Annotated in this window: 18 protein-coding genes; 3 read left to right on the forward strand and 15 right to left on the reverse strand. The window is 56.4% G+C overall.

Annotated elements, in window-relative coordinates:
• Nucleotides 1–16: 16 nt before the first annotated feature.
• From rnhB to rpsB, 15 genes are all read right to left on the reverse strand, one after another.
• The gene (gene rnhB, locus CYR52_RS12355; RefSeq protein ID WP_072932455.1) at nt 17–619 is read right to left on the reverse strand and encodes a ribonuclease HII; all 603 of its coding nucleotides are present in this window, start codon (nt 617–619) and stop codon (nt 17–19) included.
• Entirely contained in the window at nt 616–1,764 is a 1,149-nt protein-coding gene (gene lpxB / locus CYR52_RS12360) for a lipid-A-disaccharide synthase (protein WP_072932458.1), read from the reverse strand. Before lpxB ends, rnhB begins: the two co-directional genes overlap by 4 nt.
• A 3-nt stretch (nt 1,765–1,767) precedes the next feature.
• A complete protein-coding gene (gene lpxA / locus CYR52_RS12365; protein WP_101828680.1) occupies nt 1,768–2,556 on the reverse strand; it encodes an acyl-ACP--UDP-N-acetylglucosamine O-acyltransferase in 789 nt (262 codons plus the stop codon).
• Nucleotides 2,557–2,559: 3 nt separating this feature from the next.
• On the reverse strand, nt 2,560–3,015 hold the full coding sequence (gene fabZ, locus CYR52_RS12370; RefSeq protein ID WP_072932463.1) for a 3-hydroxyacyl-ACP dehydratase FabZ: 456 nt from the start codon (nt 3,013–3,015) through the stop codon (nt 2,560–2,562).
• A gap of 156 nt (nt 3,016–3,171) precedes the next feature.
• A complete protein-coding gene (gene lpxD, locus CYR52_RS12375) occupies nt 3,172–4,194 on the reverse strand; it encodes a UDP-3-O-(3-hydroxymyristoyl)glucosamine N-acyltransferase (protein ID WP_072932465.1) in 1,023 nt (340 codons plus the stop codon).
• A gap of 3 nt (nt 4,195–4,197) precedes the next feature.
• Entirely contained in the window at nt 4,198–4,695 is a 498-nt protein-coding gene (gene skp, locus CYR52_RS12380; RefSeq protein WP_072932467.1) for a molecular chaperone Skp, read from the reverse strand.
• A gap of 156 nt (nt 4,696–4,851) precedes the next feature.
• Nucleotides 4,852–7,275 (reverse strand): outer membrane protein assembly factor BamA, encoded by a 2,424-nt coding sequence (gene bamA, locus CYR52_RS12385; RefSeq protein ID WP_101828681.1) that lies wholly within the window; start codon nt 7,273–7,275, stop codon nt 4,852–4,854.
• 35 nt (nt 7,276–7,310) lie between these two features.
• Entirely contained in the window at nt 7,311–8,666 is a 1,356-nt protein-coding gene (gene rseP, locus CYR52_RS12390; protein WP_072932472.1) for a sigma E protease regulator RseP, read from the reverse strand.
• A gap of 28 nt (nt 8,667–8,694) precedes the next feature.
• Nucleotides 8,695–9,543, reverse strand: a complete 849-nt coding sequence (gene cdsA / locus CYR52_RS12395) for a phosphatidate cytidylyltransferase (protein WP_072932474.1) — start codon at nt 9,541–9,543, stop codon at nt 8,695–8,697.
• A gap of 9 nt (nt 9,544–9,552) precedes the next feature.
• Nucleotides 9,553–10,311 (reverse strand): (2E,6E)-farnesyl-diphosphate-specific ditrans,polycis-undecaprenyl-diphosphate synthase, encoded by a 759-nt coding sequence (gene ispU, locus CYR52_RS12400; RefSeq protein WP_072932477.1) that lies wholly within the window; start codon nt 10,309–10,311, stop codon nt 9,553–9,555.
• Between the two features lie 235 nt (nt 10,312–10,546).
• Nucleotides 10,547–11,743 carry a 1-deoxy-D-xylulose-5-phosphate reductoisomerase gene (gene ispC, locus CYR52_RS12405; protein ID WP_072932480.1) on the reverse strand — a complete coding sequence of 399 codons (1,197 nt, stop codon included), beginning with the start codon at nt 11,741–11,743 and terminating at the stop codon, nt 10,547–10,549.
• A 154-nt stretch (nt 11,744–11,897) separates the two neighbouring features.
• Nucleotides 11,898–12,455, reverse strand: a complete 558-nt coding sequence (frr, locus tag CYR52_RS12410; protein WP_072932483.1) for a ribosome recycling factor — start codon at nt 12,453–12,455, stop codon at nt 11,898–11,900.
• 158 nt (nt 12,456–12,613) lie between these two features.
• The gene (gene pyrH / locus CYR52_RS12415) at nt 12,614–13,339 is read right to left on the reverse strand and encodes a UMP kinase (RefSeq protein ID WP_072932486.1); all 726 of its coding nucleotides are present in this window, start codon (nt 13,337–13,339) and stop codon (nt 12,614–12,616) included.
• 147 nt (nt 13,340–13,486) lie between these two features.
• Nucleotides 13,487–14,344 carry a translation elongation factor Ts gene (tsf, locus tag CYR52_RS12420; protein ID WP_072932488.1) on the reverse strand — a complete coding sequence of 286 codons (858 nt, stop codon included), beginning with the start codon at nt 14,342–14,344 and terminating at the stop codon, nt 13,487–13,489.
• Between the two features lie 150 nt (nt 14,345–14,494).
• Nucleotides 14,495–15,220, reverse strand: a complete 726-nt coding sequence (rpsB, locus tag CYR52_RS12425) for a 30S ribosomal protein S2 (protein WP_072932490.1) — start codon at nt 15,218–15,220, stop codon at nt 14,495–14,497.
• A 344-nt stretch (nt 15,221–15,564) separates the two neighbouring features.
• On the opposite strand from rpsB, the gene map reads away from it, so the two are divergent.
• From map to dapD, 3 genes are read left to right on the forward strand one after another with little or no spacing between them, the layout of a single operon-like run.
• Nucleotides 15,565–16,359 carry a type I methionyl aminopeptidase gene (map, locus tag CYR52_RS12430; protein ID WP_101828682.1) on the forward strand — a complete coding sequence of 265 codons (795 nt, stop codon included), beginning with the start codon at nt 15,565–15,567 and terminating at the stop codon, nt 16,357–16,359.
• A 43-nt stretch (nt 16,360–16,402) separates the two neighbouring features.
• On the forward strand, nt 16,403–19,081 hold the full coding sequence (glnD, locus tag CYR52_RS12435) for a bifunctional uridylyltransferase/uridylyl-removing protein GlnD (protein WP_072932507.1): 2,679 nt from the start codon (nt 16,403–16,405) through the stop codon (nt 19,079–19,081).
• A 39-nt stretch (nt 19,082–19,120) separates the two neighbouring features.
• The gene (gene dapD, locus CYR52_RS12440; RefSeq protein WP_101828683.1) at nt 19,121–19,945 is read left to right on the forward strand and encodes a 2,3,4,5-tetrahydropyridine-2,6-dicarboxylate N-succinyltransferase; all 825 of its coding nucleotides are present in this window, start codon (nt 19,121–19,123) and stop codon (nt 19,943–19,945) included.
• Nucleotides 19,946–20,017: the final 72 nt, after the last annotated feature.

The following is a 20,017-nucleotide window of genomic DNA, read 5'->3' on the forward strand; positions in this document are numbered from 1 at the left end:
GTGCGCGGGTAATCAATTAACGTGGCGGCAGCGCCAGCGCTCGCCTGACCGGGCCAAAACTACGCCGGTGGTGGATTGTCGCCCCGAACTGCGCCAGCCTCTCCAGATGAAAGGCAGTAGGATACCCTTTGTGCTGGGCAAAACCATAGTCCGGGAACTGCTGGTCCAGCGCGGCCATCTCGCGATCGCGGGTCACTTTAGCCAGAATCGACGCGGCGCTGATCTCTGCCACCCGGCTGTCGCCTTTGACCACGGCCTGTGCCGCCATCGGCAGCGCCGGGCAGCGGTTGCCGTCAATCAGCACCATGTCCGGCGTGACGGCCAGCCCGGCGACCGCCCTCTGCATCGCCAGCATTGTGGCATGCAGGATATTCAGCTGATCAATCTCTTCCGGCTCAGCACGCCCCAGGCTCCAGGCCAGCGCCTTTTCGGTGATTTCGTCAAACAGCGCCAGACGGCGTTTTTCGCTGAGTTTTTTGGAGTCGGCAAGCCCGGCAATCGGGCGGGCCGGGTCGAGGATGACGGCGGCGGTGACCACCGCGCCGACTAACGGGCCACGGCCCACTTCATCCACACCGGCAATACAGTGCGCGGCGGGATAGACAAAAATTTCACTCATGGATGAGCCAGTTCCAGTACAGCCTGCGCCGCCTGTTCATCGGCGTTGCAGCGGATATGCTGATGTAGTTCAAGGAAAGTCTGTTTCAGCGCCGCACTCTGCTCCCCGCCCGCCAGCAGCGGTAACAGGGCAGTGGCCAGCTTCTCCGGCACACAGTCATGTTGCAACAGCTCCGTGACGATTTCGCGCCCGGCCAGCAGGTTTGGCAAGGAGACATACGGCGTTTTAATCAGCCGTTCGGCCAGCCAGAACGTAAAGGGTTTCATCCGGTAACCCACCACCATCGGGCACTTCGCCAGCATACACTCCAGCGCGGCCGTGCCGGATGCCAGCAGCGCGGCGTCACTGGCGATCATCGCATCCCGCGACTGGCCGTCCAGCAGGTGCATCGGCAGTGCCGGTGCCACCTCCGCTTTAATACGCTCAAACTGTTCGCGACGCCGGGCATTAACCAGCGGCACCACAATCTCCAGATCGGGATACGTTTCGCGCAGCCGCAGCGCCGTACGCAGGAAGTCTGCACTGAGCATCTCGACTTCCGCATTGCGGCTGCCCGGCAGCAGCGCCAGACAGCGTGCGCCGGCCGCAATACCCAGACGCTGGCGGGCCTGCTGTTTATCAGGCTGCAGCGGCATGGCATCTGCCAGGGTATGGCCGATAAAGCGGCACGGCACATTGAATTTGTCGTAAAACGCTTTTTCGAAAGGCAGGAAAGCCAGCACCAGGTCGGTCGCTTTGCCGATTTTGAAAACGCGCTTTTGCCGCCAGGCCCAGACTGAAGGGCTGACGTAATGAATGGTACGCAGGCCGCGCTGTTTCAGCCGCCCTTCCAGCGTGATATTAAAATCCGGGGCATCAATGCCGACAAACACATCGGGTTGTAATTCGCTGAAGCGGCGCGTCAGGTCACGGCGGATTTTCAACAGGCGCGGCAGACGCTCAACGACTTCCACCACGCCCATCACCGCCAGCTCTTCCATCTCGTACCAGGCTTCACACCCTTCCGCCTGCATCAGCGGCCCGGCGACACCCACAAAGCGGGTGTCCGGGTAATGCGTCTTCAATGCACGAATCAAACCGGCGCCAAGAATGTCGCCGGATGTTTCACCGGCAACCAGGCCGATCGTCAATGGACGTTTTTGCATAGGTCAGCGAATAATGCCGCGCTTGGAACGGGCAAAGAACTCACTGAACGGTTTGACTGCCAGGTGCTGCTCAGCGATAGCGGCAATTTCCGGCAATGCCTCTTCCAGCGTTTTACCGCTGCGGTAGAGCACCTTGTAGGCATTGCGGATCGCATGCAGCGACTCTTTCTCAAAACCGCGGCGTTTCAGCCCTTCGATATTGATGCCGAACGGCGTGGCATGGTTGCCCTGCGCGATGACAAACGGCGGCACATCCTGCGCCACACCGGAACACCCGCCTACCATCACATGCGCACCAATCACACAGAACTGGTGAATCGCCGTCATGCCGCCGATGATAGCGAAATCATCGATATGCACGTGGCCGCCAAGCGTCGCGTTATTGGCCAGAATGCAGCGGTTACCGATCACACAGTCATGCGCCACATGAGCATTGACCATCAGCAGATTGTCATCGCCAATCTTCGTCAGGTTGCCGCCCTGGGTGGTGCCGCGGTGGATGGTGACGCTTTCACGGATGCTGTTACGATCGCCAATCTCAGTACGCGTCGGTTCCCCGGCGTATTTCAGATCCTGGTTAACTTCACCAATGGTGGCGAACTGATAAATCGTGTTGTCACGGCCAATTTTGGTGACGCCGTTGACCACAACATGCGATTTCAGCACCGTCCCTTCACCAATCTCTACCTGCGAGCCGATATAGCAAAAAGGACCAATATGTGCGCCGGCACCGATAACGGCACCCTCTTCAACAATAGCGCTGGGATGGATATAGGCGGTTTTGTCAGTCACGAATTAACTCTCCCGACGACGGGCGCACATCATTGTAGCTTCACAGGCCACTTCACCGTCAACTTTGGCGACACCTTTGAAACGCGCTACGCCACGACGCTCTTTAATGAATTCAACTTCCAGAATCATCTGGTCACCTGGTAATACTGGACGTTTAAAGCGGGCATCGTCAATGGCAGCGAAGTAGTACAGTTCGCCCGGCTCAAGTTTGCCGACGCTTTTAAAGGCCAGAATACCGGTTGCCTGAGCCATAGCCTCAAGGATCAGTACACCTGGGAAAATCGGCTTACCAGGGAAATGGCCCTGGAAAAACGGTTCGTTGACTGAAACGTTTTTCACTGCACGAAGGAATTTACCTTCCTCGAAATCCAGAACGCGATCGACCAGCAAAAAAGGATAGCGGTGCGGAAGCAAATCCATGATCTCTTCAATATGCAGAGTATGAGTGTCAGTAGTCAAAATACTCTTCCTGTCTAAAAAACTGATGGCATTAATAACACGGCCTGCTTAACCCCCAAAAGGAGGGCATAAGGCAGGCCGCAAATAGGGGTATGTATGTGCAACGTGCTGCAGCACGCTGCGGCCTTACCCGCCGTTCGCGGGCAAGGATGGTGATTAGTCTTTTCCGACTTTACGCTCAACAGCTTTTAAGCGCTTGTTTATTTCGTCAATATTCATCACCAGCGCGGCAGTTTTTCGCCACGCTTTATTGGTCTGCAGCGGAATGCCCGAAGAGTATACCCCAGGTTCAGTGATTGGTCGCATAACCATTCCCATTCCGGTAACAACGGCTTGATCGCAGATCTCCATGTGACCGTTGATCACACTGGCTCCGCCAATCTGGCAATAACGGCCGATTTTAAGGCTGCCGGCCATAATGACGCCGCCCGCAACCGCCGTATTGTCGCCAATCACGACGTTATGCGCAATCTGACATTGGTTATCAATGATGACACCGTTGCCGATAATGGTGTTGTCCAGCGCACCGCGGTCGATGGTGGTACAGGCGCCAATCTCTACCCGGTCACCAATTTGTACGGTACCGAGCTGAGGAATTTTGATCCAGTTACCACGATCGTTGGCATAACCGAAACCGTCTGCGCCGATGACCGTGCCGGATTGTATCAGGCATTGCTGGCCGATTTCGATATTGTGGTAAACCGTAACGTTGGCCCACAGGCGGGTGCCTGCGCCAATCCGGGTATTTTTACCGATGAAACATCCCGCACCGACCACCACGTTGTCGCCCAGTACAACGCCGGATTCAATCACCGCGTTGGCACCAATCGCCACATTGGCCCCCAGGCTTGCCTGCGGGGACACCACGGCACTCGGCGCAATCTCTTCAGCCGGTGACGGGGTCGTATCTAACAGCTGCGCCATGCGCGCATAGGTCAGATAAGGGTTTTTCACTACCAGCGCGGCACCCTGCCAGAACGGCAGGTCAGCTTCCGTTAAGACCACTGCGCCCGCCTGGCAGGCAGCGAGTTGTTCACGGTAGCGGCTGTTGGAGAGGAAAGTGATGTGCTCAGAACCTGCGGAATGCATAGAAGCAATGCCGGTGATGGCAATATTGCCATCACCGTGCACGTGTGCATCCAACTGCTGTGCAAGATCAGCCAGTCGAATTGAAGACATGGATTATTTAACCTGTTTCAGCACATCAGCAGTAATGTCTTTGTCAGCATTGGCATAAGCCACGGCGTTAGCGTCGATAACCACGTCATAGCCTTCTTTGCTGGCAACGGATTTCACTGCATCCTGAATACGGCTCAGGATTTTGTTACGCTCTTCCATCTGACGGCGACGGTTGTCCTGCTCGAAAGCCTGCGCTTTGCTGGAGAAGGTTTCACGCTGTGCCATCACGCTTTTTTCCAGTTTGCTGCGCTCGCTGGCTTTCATGGTAGAGCCGTCACGCTGCAACTTTTGCATCTGGGTTTGCAGATCGCGTTCCATACCCTGCAACTCAGTCGCCCGGCTTTTGAATTCGCTCTCCAGTTGCTTGGCAACTGCATCACGCGCAGGAAGCTGCTGGAAAATGCTGGAAACGTTAACCACTGCAATTTTGTCAGCAGCCTGAACGCCTGCAGAAGCAGCCATTGCTAAACCGAGGCCTGCGGCACACAACCACTTTTTCACTATAAACTCCTTAACATCACCCGTTTGTGTCATAGACACTTGAATTACACAACCCACCAAGCATAACACACTGCCTTTTCCCAGGACTCGCCTGGGAAAGAGAGCGGCCGCGTGATGTCGCCGTGATTTTGCCGGACAGACACCCCAGGGGGTGTCTTACCATGTTTTGCCGATATTAAACTGGAACTGCTCTGCCTTGTCGCCATCATATTTTTTGATTGGCTGCGCATAGGAGAAGACCAGCGGCCCCAGTGGCGACATCCACTGCAGCGCGATACCGGAAGACACGCGGAAGTTATCCGGTGAACTGTAATCCGGGACGCCTGCCGCGTCAGTCGCGGAGGTGTTTTCCCAGTTGGTATCCCACACTGTACCACCGTCCACAAACAGCGAGGTACGTACGGAGTTAGCATATTTTTCGCTGATAAACGGCGTCGGAACAATCAGCTCAGCACTCAGTACCGCCATCGCGTTACCGCCGACGGCATCATCTGAGTTCTCTACCGGGCAGCCGGCATAGCTGGTGTTACCGCTGTTACAACGGTAATAAGCGGCTTTCGGGCCAATGGTATTGGACTGGAAGCCACGCACCGTGCTTGAACCACCGGCATAGAAGTTGTCGTAGAACGGCACTTCTTTGCCGCCCAGGCCATCAGCATAACCGGCACGGGCACGGCCCATCAGCACCCATTCGCGGTTTTCGCTCAGCGGCAGATAGGACGTCGAGTCAAAGGTGACTTTGTAGTATTCGTTATCCGAACCCGGTACCGTCACCTTGCCGTTCAGGCTGGCGCGCGTCCCGGACGTCGGGAAGTAACCGCGGTCAAGGTTGTTGTACGTCCAGCCGAGGTTCAGCATGAAGTCATTGGCGCTGTAGTCGGTGGTGTTGGTATCTTCACCCACGGTCACAGCCGGGTTAACGCCCACGGAATTCAGGTAACGCCACATGTTGACCTGAGGCTCCATATCGGACAGGTCGTTATGGACGTAGTCCAGCCCCAGACGCAGCGAGTTATTCTCGTTGATCGGGAAGCCAAGCGTCGTGCCGAGGCCGTAGCTGCGGTTGGTATAGTCAGACAGGTCAGCGTCGTCCGCTTTGAAGTCGTTATAGAACAGACGGCCGCCCAGGCTTACCCCGTCCACCGTAAAGTACGGGTCGGTCAGGGAGATTTCCGCATAGGTCTGGTAATCGTTCTTGGTACCGTTAATGCCCACGGTGTTCCCGGTGCCCAGCCAGTTATCCTGCTGTACGCCGACCTGGAAACTCACGCCGCTTTCTGTACCGTAACCAATACCGAAGTTGAAGGTACCGGTATTACGCTCTTTAACTTTATAGGTGACATCCACCTGGTCAGTCGTGCCCGGCACGCGCTGGGTATCGACGTCCACCGTTTCAAAGTAGCCCAGGCGGTTCAGGCGCTCTTTGCCCTGGTCAACCTGGTCATTGCCCAGCCAGGCCCCTTCCATCTGGCGCATTTCGCGGCGCAGTACGGAGTCCTTACTGGTGTCATTGCCTTCAAAACGGATATGGCGCACATAGAAGCGGTTCCCGGCATCAACCGCAATATGCAGTTTGACCGTCTTGTCCGCATCATTGATTTCAGGCTGGGTAATCACGCGCGGGTAGGCGTAACCATAACGGCCCAACATCTGTTTGATGTCGTTTTCCATTTTGGTCACTTTGGTGCCGTTATACAGCTCGCCCGGCTCGATTTTCGTCAGGCTGGTGACTTCCGCAGAGTGCCCGGCCATATTGCCGTTAATCTCAACACCGGACAGCTTATACTGCTCGCCTTCGGTGATATTCAGGGTGATATAAATCCCCTTCTTATCCGGCGTCAGGCTGACCTGGGTGGAGTCGATGTTGAAACGGGCGTAGCCGCGATCGAGATAGAAACTGCGTAAGGTTTCCAGATCCCCCGCCAGCTTCTGCTTCTGATATTTCCGGTCGCCGACCAGGTTCCACCACGGCACTTCATCACGCAGCTGGAAGCGCGAGATAAGTTCATCCGTCGGGAACGCGTGGTTACCCACGATGTTGATCTGCTGGATTTTGGCTGACACACCTTCCGTAAAGACCAGTTTCAGGTCAACACGGTTACGCGGCAACGGCGTCACCACCGCTTTCACGGAGGCGCTGTATTTACCGACGCTGTAGTAGAAATCCTCCAGGCCTTTCTCAATGCTGGAGAGAGTCGTGCGATCGAGCGCTTCACCAACGCGGACGCCAGAGGCTTCCAGGTTCTGTTTGAGCATGTCATCTTTCACCGACTTATTACCGGAGAAAGTGATGCTGGCGATTGTCGGGCGCTCTTTCACTTGTACGATTAAGGTATCACCATCACGCAGGACGCGGACATCCTCGAAGTTCCCTGTTGCAAACAGGGCGCGGATGGTGCTGCTGATATCTTCATCATTCACCGTATCGCCTACGCGAACCGGCATATTGAGTAACGCCGCACCGACGGCAACTCGTTGCAGGCCTTCGAAATGAATGTCCTTCACTACGAACCCGTCTGCACCGTATACGGTGGCGCTGCCAAACAGCAGCGACGCTATGAGCAACTTTTTCATCGCCATCGTTGTTATGCGTTCTTCCTAACCTATCCCCCGCCTCAGAGACGGGAGAAATCATTGAAAAGTGCAAGCCCCATTAACAGCACCAGCAATACCGAGCCGATGCGATAGCTGAAGTCTTGTACTCGCTCAGAAACCGGCCCACCCTTCAGCTTTTCAATCGCCAGGAAGAGCAGGTGTCCACCATCCAATACCGGCAGTGGGAACAGGTTGATAATCCCGAGGTTCACGCTGATAAGCGCCAGGAACATCAGGTAGTAAACCAACCCGTACTCTGCTGACATCCCTGCGCCCTGCGCAATGGAAATAGGGCCACTCAGGTTGTTCAGCTTCACATCACCGGTAATCAACTTGCCCAACATACTGACCGTCAGCTTCATCAGCTGCCAGGTTTTGTCCCCGGCTTCATAGAAGGCTGTAAACGGCCCATACTGGCGGATCGTCTTATACTCATCAGGCAGCGGGATAATCTTCGGGACCACGCCGGCAAACCCTTCCACCTCACCTTTTCCTGCCGGCTTTGTATCCGGAATCAGGGTCAAAGACAAGGGGGAACCTGCCCGCGCAATCTCTACAACCAGTGGTTTGGCCGGGTTATCACGCACCAGCGTGACAAAACGCTGCCACTGCCCTAAAAGCTGACCATTGACTTTAACGATCCTGTCACCGGGTTGCAAACCCGCTTTTGCCGCAGCTGAACCCGCCTGCACTTCTGCCAGTACCGGTTCAATCTGCGGACCACGCGGCATAATGCCCAATGCCACGACGGGATCCTGCTTGTCCGGCTCAAACTGCCACTGACGTAAATCCAGTGTCTTCTCAACAACCTGTGAGGAGCCAAACGGCGCCACACCGACCGTGGTTTGCGCATCGCCAATTTTGCCGATAAGCTCCAGACGCACTGAATCCCAATCAGGCGTTTCGATACCGCCAAGTGACTTAAGTTCCATACCCGGCGAAATTTCCGCGTGTGCGGCGACCGAGTCAGGGGCTATCTCCCCCACCACCGGGCGCAGGCTGGGAACCCCGATGATGAACACCAGCCAATAGGCAAAAACAGCGAAAATAAAGTTGGCAACAGGCCCGGCGCTGATGATCGCTGCGCGCTGCCAGACCGTTTTGTTGTTGAAGGATTGGTGACGTAATTCAGGTGGGACGGCCTCAACCCGCTCGTCGAGCATTTTGACATAGCCGCCGAGCGGGATCAGGGCGATAACATATTCGGTGCCCTGGCGGTCAGTCCGCCGCCAGAGCGCGCGGCCAAATCCGATAGAGAAACGTTCAACACGGACACCACAGCGACGGGCGACCCAGAAATGGCCGAACTCATGCACGGTGATCAACACCCCCAGCGCAACGATAAACGCCGCCAGGCTCCAGAGTATGTTCATCATATTCCCTAAACTCCCCGTCTCAGACGGCTTAGAACACCAACAGCATCAGGCAGGCAAAAACCGGTACCGCGGCCGTCAGGCTGTCAATCCGGTCGAGTACCCCACCGTGACCGGGGATAAGGCTGCCGCTGTCTTTAATACCGGCTTCACGTTTGAACATGCTTTCCGTCAGGTCGCCCAGTACCGAGGCCAGGGCCGCGACAATAGAGCATACCAACAGCATCATAGGCTGAATGCTCAGCGGCGCATAACGGCCGAAAGCCCAGGCGATAACCGCAGACGTCACCAGCCCGCCAATCAGCCCCTGCCAGGTTTTCCCCGGTGAGACTCTGGGTGCGAGCTTATGTTTTCCGAACAGTTTGCCGAAGATATACGCCCCTGAATCTGCGCCCCAGACCAGCAGCATCACATACAGCAGCCACCAGGCACCGGCTGTGGGATTCTCTTCATAACCATATTGCCGCAGCGACACCATGCCCCAGAAAAACGGCACGATGGTCAGCAGGCCAAACAGCAGCCTCAGGGGTTTTGAATGGCGCCATATGCCGGCTGAGCGGGGATAGAACAGCACCAGCAGCAGGGCTGCCGCCCACCACAGCAACGAGGCCCACAGTGACAGGCTTACCTGCAACACAGGCAGCGACTGAGGATAGGCCGGCACGGTCAGCATCATTAGCGCCAGCAGGAACCCGCACAGGATAGCCAGCCAGACGCGCTGGTTGCGTGAGGTGAAGCCGGCCAGCTGGCCCCACTCCCAGGCAGCCAGCATACAGACGATCAGGGTAACGACAGCAAACCCCACCGGCGGAAGCAGAAACAGCGCGGCGATGACGATCGGGATTAAAATAAACGCAGTGATGAGGCGATACTTCAGCAAAAGTTCTCCCTAGGACGCATCAGCGCCGATAGGTGTTGTTCCCCCGAAGCGGCGCTCGCGATGTGCAAATGCATTCAGCGCACCTTCAAAGACATGTTCATCAAAATCAGGCCAAAGGACATCTGTAAAGTAAAGCTCAGCATAGGCAATCTGCCACAGCAAAAAATTACTGATACGGTGCTCTCCACCCGTCCGGATCACCAGATCCACCGGGGCCTGCTCGTGCAGGCAAACCAGCTCGCTTAAGCCTTCCTCAGTAATCTGGTCTGGCTGAAGCTCGCCCGCCTGAACCTGCTGCGCCAGCGTTCTCATTCCCTGAATGATATCCCAGCGGCCGCCATAATTCGCCGCGATGTTAAGCGTCAGGCCATCATTACCGGCGGTTAACGCTTCAGACCGGCGGATTCGCTCCTGCAGACGGGCACTGAAACGGCTGGTATCCCCAATCACCCGTAAGCGGACGTTATGTTTATGCAGGCTTTTGACTTCGCTGTCCAGCGCTCTGACGAACAGCTCCATCAATGCGGTTACTTCCTGTGCGGGACGATTCCAGTTTTCACTGCTGAAGGCATAAAGCGTGAGTGCATCAAGATGATGGTTGGCAGCGAAACTCACTGCGCGACGCACCGATTTCACCCCTGCTTTATGACCAAAGATCCGTAACTTTCCCTGACGTTTAGCCCAACGGCCGTTGCCGTCCATGATAATGGCGACGTGGCGTGGTCCCGGGATGGGCAGGTCAGCCCCTTGTTGATTTGCGGACGACATAACGCGTACTTATTTCCTCAATCAGAAATACAACAGTGCTACCGGAACATAAGGCCCTGTGTGCGCAAAAAAGCCGTGAACAGGCACGGCTTACCCTAAAAAAAGCCCCCGCACTGCCGGCGACAGCGCGCCGCTGAAAATCCTTTTTACTGACATTCATGACAGGTGCCGGGAGGCGCTGACTATACCATTTTCACCTAACGCCGACAAATTGCCGTAAATGCAAGCAGATAGGTCAGCGACGGGCCGCGTTCACGCGGTGAGATGCCGCATCACGTGCCCGGCGGTCGATCTCCAGCACATCCTCGACACTGTGTGGCTCTGTCAGGGCCAGTGTATCAAGCACGGCGCGGTTTACGGCAGCAATGTCAGTGAAGCGGATCGCATTATCCAAAAATGCCGCGACGGCAATTTCGTTAGCGGCGTTCAAGGCCGTGGTGGCAGCCTGCCCGGTATGGCAGGCATCAATCGCCAGCTTCAGACAGGGATAGCGCTGATAATCAGGCTCCATGAAGGTCAGCGCCCCAATGCGGCAGAAATCCAGGGGAGCGACACCGGCCCCGACCCGTTGCGGGTAGGCCATCGCATGGGCGATCGGGGTACGCATATCAGGGGAGCCGAGCTGCGCCAGCACGCTGCCGTCACGGTAACGCACCATAGAGTGAATCACGGATTGCGGATGGAGAATCACTTCCATCTGTTCAGCAGAGGCGTTGAACAGCCAGCGGGCCTCAATATATTCCAGTCCTTTATTCATCATGGTGGCGGAATCGACGGAAATTTTACGGCCCATCGACCAGTTGGGATGCGCACAGGCCTGCGCCGGGGTCACACCGGCGAAATCCGCCAGCGGTGTGTCACGGAACGGGCCACCGGAGCCGGTTAAAATAATCCGCGCGACACCATGATCTTCAAGGGAAGCATACCCTAAGCAGCGTTGAATGCTCTCCGGTAAACTCTGAAAAATCGCGTTATGTTCGCTGTCGATAGGCAGGAGTTGGGCGCCGCTCTGTGCCACAGCGTCCATAAAGATGCGCCCGCAGGTCACCAGGGACTCTTTATTGGCCAGCAGCACCTGTTTGCCGGCCCGGATGGCGGCAAGCGTGGGCAGCAGGCCGGCAGCGCCGACAATGGCCGCCATCACCTGGTCAACCTCAGGCAGGGCCGCTAACGTGCAGGCCGCGTCCTGGCCGGCCATCACTTCAACCCGGAGGCCCAGCTCAGCCAAACGCAGACGTAACTGCTGTGCCGCCTGTTCATCCGCCATCGCGGCGTACTCAGGCCTGAATTCGGCACACTGTTGTGCCATGACGTCGACATTATGCCCGGCAACCAGGGCTTTAACCGTAAATTGCTGAGGGTTGGCACGAATAACAGCCAGGGTGCTGATGCCAATAGACCCGGTGGAACCCAGAATGGTCAGTTGCTTCATGAGGATGCTCTGAATAACTGTTTATTATGATTGGAAGGCGTCCAGTCTGAAACCTGCAACCTCTGTTGTCTATGGGATTTCAGCGACAAACAGAAATATCACCTTATAAAATAATAAAGCGCCGCCGGGGCGACGCTTTATTTCACAGCGGGAATTAAAACTCCATCAATTCCGCTTCTTTCTCTGTCAGCGTGACATCGATTTTCTTAATGAAAACATCGGTCATTTTCTGGATATCATCCTGAGAACGACGCTCTTCGTCTTCACTGATTTCTTTGTCTTTCAGCAGAGCTTTCACTTTTTCATTAGCATCACGGCGCACGTTACGTACGGAAACGCGACCCTGCTCTGCTTCGTTGCGCACGACTTTGATCAGATCTTTACGACGCTCTTCTGTCAATGCCGGCAGCGGTACACGAATCACTGCACCCGCAGAGGACGGGTTCAGGCCGAGGTCAGAGGACATAATGGCTTTTTCAACGGCCGGGCCGAGGGTGCGGTCGAAGACGGTAATAGCCAGGGTGCGGGAATCTTCAGCTACGACGTTAGCCAGCTGACGCAGCGGCGTCGCGGAGCCGTAATATTCCACCTGAATCCCATCCAGGATGCTTGGAGAAGCACGGCCGGTACGGATTTTACTGATGTGGGTTTTGAAAACTTCCACGCATTTTTCCATACGCGTTTCAGCATCTTTTCTGATTTCGTTAATCACGTTGCGAACCCTTGAAAACTGGTTACTTGGCAGACTCTACACTAAGTATAGTCGGAAAATATTCACACCAGCAGCGAGACTGGCTAAAGATAACAGGGGAGCACCGGCGGTATACCGCTCCCGCGTGCGCCCATGATATCAAAATTAATGGTACGCCGTTATTTACAGATCAGCGTGCCTTCTTTTTCACCCATCACGACGCGGCGCAGGGCGCCCGGTTTGTTCATGTTGAATACGCGGATCGGCAGGTTATGGTCACGCGCCAGGGTAAAGGCCGCGAGATCCATCACTTTCAGTTCGCGCTCCAGCACATCAGCATAAGAGAGCTGTTCGTACAGCGTTGCATCCGGGGTTTTTACCGGGTCAGCGGAGTAAACGCCATCCACTTTCGTCGCTTTCAATACCACGTCAGCTTCGATTTCGATACCGCGCAGACAGGCCGCAGAGTCAGTGGTAAAGAACGGGTTACCGGTACCGGCAGAGAAGATAACCACGCGGTTATTACGCAGCAGGCTGATCGCTTCAGCCCAGCTGTAGTTATCACACACGCCGTTCAACGGAATCGCGGACATCAGGCGGGCATTCACATAGGCACGGTGCAGCGCATCACGCATCGCCAGGCCGTTCATCACGGTGGCCAGCATTCCCATGTGATCGCCCACTACGCGGTTCATGCCGGCCTGAGCCAGGCCCGCCCCGCGGAACAAGTTACCCCCGCCAATGACCACACCGACCTGGATGCCCAGCTCGACCAATTCCTTTACTTCCTGTGCCATACGATCCAAAACGCTAGCGTCGATACCAAAACCTTCTGCGCCTTGCAGGGCTTCGCCACTCAGCTTAAGCAGGATACGCTGATATACGGGTTTTGCATTGGTTGCCATGGTGTTCTGTCCTAAGAAGCAGTGAGAGTAGTGGGGTTTTTTGTGTATCACATCACAACTTTGTTGCAAGCGCTACAAGGCAGGATGTCATTGGGATTAATCTGGCTGGATAAAACGGAACCGCCTGATGGCGGCTCCGTAAAGTCATTAAGACTGCTTGCTCATGGCTGCAACTTCAGCAGCGAAGTCAGTTTCGACTTTCTCAATGCCTTCGCCCACTTCAAAGCGGATGAAGTTGATCACGTCAGCGTTGTGCTCTTTCAGCAGCTGGCCAACGGTTTTGTTCGGGTCCATAACGAAGTTCTGGCCGGTCAGAGAGATCTCACCGGTGAATTTACGCATACGGCCTTCAACCATTTTCTCAGCGATTTCGCGCGGTTTACCAGACTGCATCGCGATGTCCAGCTGGATCTGGTGCTCACGGGCAACCACGTCAGCCGGGACGTCGTCAGGTTTCACGTATTCCGGCTTGCTTGCAGCAATGTGCATTGCTACGTGCTTCACCAGCTCTTCGTCAGCGCCGGTTGCAGCAACCATGACGCCGATACGTGCACCGTGCAGGTAGGTACCCAGCACGTCGCCTTCCAGGACAGCCAGGCGGCGGATATTGATGTTTTCACCAATTTTTGCCACCAGCGCAGTACGCTGCTCTTCGAACTTCGCTTTCAGCACTTCAACGTCGTTGATTTTTTCGTCCATCGCTGCTGCGATAACGTCATCACCGAAGGCTTTGAAGCCTGCGTCTTTAGCCACGAAGTCAGTTTCGCAGTTCAGTTCAACGATTACGCCGTATTTACCGTCTGCAGACACTTTGGTCAGAATCACGCCTTCAGCAGCCACACGGCCTGCTTTCTTAGCAGCTTTCGCCTGACCGGATTTACGCATGTTGTCGATAGCCAGCTCGATGTCGCCGTTAGCTTCAACCAGTGCTTTCTTACATTCCATCATGCCTGCGCCGGTACGTTCACGCAGTTCTTTTACCAGGGAAGCGGTAATATCAGCCATTCTATTTTCCTCGGTTATCTCGTGGGGGAGCGAGAGGCTCTCACAGAGACGGTTCTCGCATTTAAGATAAGCAAAGGGGGCCTATAAAAGGCCCCCTAACCAACCATATTCAATACCTGGTTAATAAGGGCTCAGTGTGAGCTTGCCTTATTATTCAGCTTCTACGAAGCTGTCTTCTGCCTGAACAGCCAGATCTTGCGAACGGCCTTCACGAACAGCGGCAGCAACAGCGCTCAGGTACAGGTTTACTGCACGGATTGCGTCGTCGTTACCTGGGATGATGAAGTCAACGCCATCCGGATCGGAGTTGGTATCAACGATGGAGAATACCGGGATACCCAGGTTGTTCGCTTCTTTGATCGCGATGTGTTCGTGGTCAGCATCGATAACAAACAGTGCGTCCGGCAGGCCGCCCATGTCTTTGATACCGCCCAGGCTGTTTTCCAGCTTGTCCAGCTCACGGGTACGCATCAGCGCTTCTTTCTTGGTCAGCTTGTCGAAAGTACCGTCTTGAGACTGGATTTCCAGATCTTTCAGGCGCTTGATGGACTGACGAACCGTTTTCCAGTTGGTCAGCATGCCGCCCAACCAGCGATGGTTCACGAAGAACTGGTCGCAGCTGTTTGCTGCTTCTTTTACCGCTTCGCTTGCAGCGCGCTTGGTACCAACGAACAGGATCTTACCTTTACGGGAAGAGATCTTGGTCAACTCAGCCAGGGCTTCGTTGAACATCGGTACAGTCTGCTCCAGGTTGATGATGTGAACTTTGTTACGTGCGCCGAAGATGAATGGCTTCATTTTCGGGTTCCAGTAACGGGTCTGGTGACCGAAGTGTACACCGGCCTTGAGCATGTCGCGCATGGAAACAGTTGCCATGATAAAACCTCTATAGTAGATGTTGGGGTTATGCCTCCACGTATCCCATAACGCCGACCAATCAGAGCAAGCTCCTCAGGGCACCCCGGCGTATGTGCCGATACGTGTGTGTTATACACATATGAGTTTAGTTGGCCGATACCGTCTGGTCATTATTCACGACGCAGATGCGGTTCGCCGGCGCGCTTTATACCATAAACCCGCCCCTGACTCCACTACTTGTTACATCCCATGCTGCCGGGAAATCAGCGTTTGGCAGCGAATTGCCGGGCTGATACCATATTGTGATGCACTCTTTTTTGCTGGCCGGCTGGCCGGCCCACTGAACATCTGCGGAACATTTCATGGCAATTTCGATTAAAACTCCTGAAGACATTGAAAAAATGCGCGTCGCCGGCCGCCTGGCGGCGGAAGTGCTGGAAATCATTGAGCCTTACGTCAAACCCGGCGTGACCACCGGCGAACTTGACCGCATCTGCCACGACCACATCACGAATAAACAACATGCCATTTCCGCCTGCCTGAACTACCACGGCTTCCCGAAATCGGTGTGTATTTCAATCAATGAAGTGGTGTGCCACGGTATCCCAAGCGATGACAAAGTCCTGAAAGACGGCGACATCGTTAACATTGACGTCACGGTGATTAAAGACGGCTTCCACGGCGACACCTCAAAAATGTTTATCGCCGGCAAACCCACCATTCTGGGCGAGCGCCTGTGCCGCGTCACCCAGGAGAGCCTCTACCTGGCGATTAATATGGTGCGCCCCGGCATCCGCCTGCGCAGCCTCGGCAAAGCGATCCAGGCCTTTGTGGAAGCGGAAAAATTCTCAGTGGTGCGTGAGTATTGCGGCCACGGCATCGGCGAAGGGTTCCACGAAGAGCCGCAAGTGCTGCATTATGATGCGGATGACGGCGGCGTTGTGCTGCAGCCGGGCATGGCCTTTACCATTGAGCCGATGGTCAACGCCGGTGATTTCCGCATCCGCACCATGAAAGATGGCTGGACGGTAAAAACCAAAGATCGCAGCTTGTCCGCGCAGTATGAGCATACTATTGTGGTGACAGAGAACGGCTGCGAAATAATGACCCTGCGCAAGGATGACACCCTGCCGGCGGTGATTACGCACGAACAGTAAAAGAACAAGCCGGCGGTTGCCGGCTTTTTAATGGGCTGCGCTTATGTCTGAGAATTTTCCCGATCACGAAATCCCTGTTATCCCGCCGCGCTCCGTGCCAGAGCAGCCCCCCTCCCCTACCCACCTGACTGATGCACAGATCACCTGCCCGTCGCTGAAGCAGCACCTTGAAACTTTCCAGCTCTGGCTGGCAGCGGCCTTCAATGCCGGTGAAAGTGCAGAAACATTAGTGGAGGCCCGCAGCCTCTATATTGATCGGCTGTTACGCCGGCTCTGGACTTACTACGGCTTTGACGACGTCCCGGAGACGGCGCTGGTGGCGGTAGGCGGCTATGGCCGTGGCGAGCTGCACCCGCTTTCTGATATCGATGTGCTGGTGCTGAGCCAAAAGCGCCTCAGTGATGAACAGGCCCAGCGCGGCGGGGAGCTTATCACCCTGTTGTGGGACCTGAAGCTCGAGGTCGGGCACAGTATGCGCACCCTGGAAGAGTGCCTGCTGGAAGGGCTGGCGGATCTTACCGTGGCGACCAACCTGATTGAGTCCCGGATGATTTGCGGGGACGTCGCACTGTTCCTGTCGATGCAAAAGCATATTTTCAGCGAGGGCTTCTGGCCGTCGCCGGACTTTTTCCGCGCCAAAATCGAGGAGCAGCACGAACGCCACCTGCGCTATCACGGCACCAGCTACAATCTGGAGCCGGACATCAAAAGCAGCCCCGGCGGCCTGCGTGACATCCATACCCTGTTATGGGTGGCCCGCCGCCATTTCGGTGCCACATCCCTTGATGAGATGGTCGGCTTCGGCTTTCTCACCGACGCAGAGCGCACGGAGCTGAATGCCTGCCAGAGCTTCTTATGGCGCATCCGCTTTGCGCTGCATCTGGTGCTGACCCGCTATGACAACCGCCTGCTGTTTGACCGCCAGCTGAGCGTGGCCCAGCTGTTGCAGTACCAGGGCGAAGGCAATGAGCCGGTTGAGCGCATGATGAAAGATTTCTACCGCGCAACCCGCCGCGTGGGTGAACTGAACCATATGCTGCTGCAACTGTTTGACGAGGCGATCCTGGCGCTGGATGCCACAGAGAAACCGCGGCCGCTGGATGATGAATTCCAGTTGCGCGGCAACCTGATCGACCTGCGTGACGAAACCCTGTTTGCGCGCAAGCCTGAAGCGATCATGCGCATGTTCTACCTGATGGTGAAAACGCGCGATATCGTCGGCATCTATTCCACCACGTTGCGCCAGTTGCGCCATGTCCTGCGGGATTTGCACACCCCGTTGTGTGAAATCCCGGAGGCGCGTGAGCTGTTTATGGCGATTCTGCGCCACCCCGGCGCGGTGTCGCGGGCGCTGGTGCCGATGCACCGCCACAGCGTGCTGCTGGCCTATATGCCGCAGTGGAGCAACATCGTCGGGCAGATGCAGTTTGACCTGTTCCACGCCTACACGGTGGATGAGCACACCATCCGGGTGCTGCAAAAGCTGGAGAGCTTTGCTGACGAAGCCACCCGCCCGCGCCATCCGCTCTGTGTAGAAATTTACCCGCGCCTGCCCCACCCGGAACTGCTGCTGGTTGCCGCGCTGTTCCACGACATCGCCAAAGGGCGCGGCGGCGACCACTCGATCCTCGGCGCGCAGGACGTCATGGCGTTTGCGGAGCTGCACGGGCTGAACTCCCGCGAAAGCCAGCTGGTGGCCTGGCTGGTGCGCTGCCACCTGCTGATGTCCGTGACCGCCCAGCGGCGTGACATCCAGGACCCGACGGTTATCCAGCAATTTACGGCGGAAGTGCAGAGCGAAACCCGGCTGCGTTATCTGGTGAGCCTGACCGTGGCGGATATCTGTGCCACGAACGAAACCCTGTGGAACAGCTGGAAACAGAGCCTGTTGCGTGAGCTCTATTTCGCCACCGAAAAGCAGTTGCGCCGTGGGATGCAGAACAGCCCCGATTTGCGCGAACGGGTCCGCCACCACCGGTTGCAGGCGCTGGCGCTGCTGCGGATGGACAACATCGACGAGGAGTCGCTGCACCGCATCTGGAGCCGCTGCCGCGCCGACTATTTCCTGCGCCACTCGCCGAACCAGTTGGCATGGCACGCCCGCCACCTGCTGGAGCATGACTCCACCCTGCCGCTGGTGCTGGTCAGCCGGCAGGCCACGCGCGGCGGCACGGAGATCTTTATCTGGGCGCCCGACCGCCCCTATCTGTTTGCCGCCGTGGCCGGTGAACTGGACCGCCGCAACCTGAGCATCCACGATGCCCAGATCTTCACCAACCGTGACGGTATGGCAATGGACACCTTTATCGTCCTGGAACCGGACGGCAGCCCGCTGGCCGCCGACCGCCACGACGCGATCCGCCAGGCGCTGGTACAGGCGATGACCCAGGAGTATCAGCCGCCGCGTGCGCGCCGCCCGTCACCGAAGCTGCGCCACTTCAGTGTGCCGACCAACGTCAATTTCCTGCCGACCCACACTGACCGGCGCAGCTATCTGGAGCTGGTGGCACTTGACCAGCCCGGCCTGCTGGCCCGGGTGGGTGAAGTCTTCTCCGATCTCGGGCTGTCACTGCATGGCGCGCGGATCACCACCATCGGCGAACGGGTTGAGGATCTGTTTATTCTGGCCGACAGCGATCGCCGCTCCCTGAACCGGGAAACGCGGCGAAAACTGGAACAACGGTTGACAGAAGCCCTCAACCCAAACGATAAAGTGTCATAGATATTTTTCCCTAAACGACAAATCAGGACAGATAACAGGATGCAGCAACTACAAACCGTTATTGAAAACGCCTTCGAGCGCCGCGCAGAGATCACCCCGGCGAACGTGGACACCGTAACGCGCGAAGCGATTAACCAGGTCATCGGTCTGCTGGACAGCGGCGCCCTGCGCGTTGCCGAAAAGATCGACGGGCAGTGGGTAACGCATCAATGGCTGAAAAAGGCCGTGCTGCTTTCCTTCCGCATCAATGACAACCAGGTGATTGACGGCGCGGAAACCCGTTATTACGACAAAGTACCGATGAAATTTGCCGGTTATGACGAAGCCCGTTTCCAGAAAGAAGGGTTCCGCGTGGTGCCGCCGGCGTCCGTGCGCCAGGGTGCCTACATCGCCCGCAATACCGTGCTGATGCCGTCGTACGTCAACATCGGTGCCTACGTGGATGAAGGCTCAATGGTGGACACCTGGGCCACTGTCGGCTCCTGTGCGCAGATTGGTAAAAACGTGCACCTCTCCGGCGGCGTCGGCATCGGCGGCGTGCTGGAGCCGCTGCAGGCCAGCCCAACTATCATTGAAGACAACTGCTTCATCGGTGCCCGTTCCGAAGTGGTTGAAGGGGTGATTGTTGAGGAAGGCTCCGTGATCTCCATGGGCGTCTACCTGGGCCAGAGCACCAAGATTTATGACCGCGAAACCGGCGAAGTACATTACGGCCGCGTGCCGGCCGGTTCGGTGGTGGTGTCCGGCAACCTGCCGTCCAAAGACGGCAGCTACAGCCTCTACTGCGCCGTGATCGTGAAGAAAGTGGATGCGAAAACCCGCGGAAAAGTGGGCATCAACGAACTGTTGCGCACCATCGACTAAGCCAGAACGGATAGCGGGTCATTGACCCGCTATTTTTTTGCCCGCCAGACGGCACGCATTGCCCGCAATCAC

Source organism: Chimaeribacter arupi, from assembly GCF_002858805.1.
In the GTDB taxonomy this organism is placed as follows: Bacteria; Pseudomonadota; Gammaproteobacteria; order Enterobacterales; family Enterobacteriaceae; genus Chimaeribacter; species Chimaeribacter arupi.

Coding starts and splice junctions, on each gene's coding strand:
- rnhB (WP_072932455.1), bottom strand. CDS start 619: ATGAGTGAAATTTTTGTCTATCCCGCCGCGCACTGTATTGCCGGTGTG.
- lpxB (WP_072932458.1), bottom strand. CDS start 1,764: ATGCAAAAACGTCCATTGACGATCGGCCTGGTTGCCGGTGAAACATCC.
- lpxD (WP_072932465.1), bottom strand. CDS start 4,194: ATGTCTTCAATTCGACTGGCTGATCTTGCACAGCAGTTGGATGCACAC.
- bamA (WP_101828681.1), bottom strand. CDS start 7,275: ATGGCGATGAAAAAGTTGCTCATAGCGTCGCTGCTGTTTGGCAGCGCC.
- rseP (WP_072932472.1), bottom strand. CDS start 8,666: ATGATGAACATACTCTGGAGCCTGGCGGCGTTTATCGTTGCGCTGGGG.
- ispU (WP_072932477.1), bottom strand. CDS start 10,311: ATGTCGTCCGCAAATCAACAAGGGGCTGACCTGCCCATCCCGGGACCA.
- ispC (WP_072932480.1), bottom strand. CDS start 11,743: ATGAAGCAACTGACCATTCTGGGTTCCACCGGGTCTATTGGCATCAGC.
- pyrH (WP_072932486.1), bottom strand. CDS start 13,339: ATGGCAACCAATGCAAAACCCGTATATCAGCGTATCCTGCTTAAGCTG.
- tsf (WP_072932488.1), bottom strand. CDS start 14,344: ATGGCTGATATTACCGCTTCCCTGGTAAAAGAACTGCGTGAACGTACC.
- rpsB (WP_072932490.1), bottom strand. CDS start 15,220: ATGGCAACTGTTTCCATGCGCGACATGCTCAAGGCCGGTGTACACTTC.
- map (WP_101828682.1), top strand. CDS start 15,565: ATGGCAATTTCGATTAAAACTCCTGAAGACATTGAAAAAATGCGCGTC.
- glnD (WP_072932507.1), top strand. CDS start 16,403: ATGTCTGAGAATTTTCCCGATCACGAAATCCCTGTTATCCCGCCGCGC.
- dapD (WP_101828683.1), top strand. CDS start 19,121: ATGCAGCAACTACAAACCGTTATTGAAAACGCCTTCGAGCGCCGCGCA.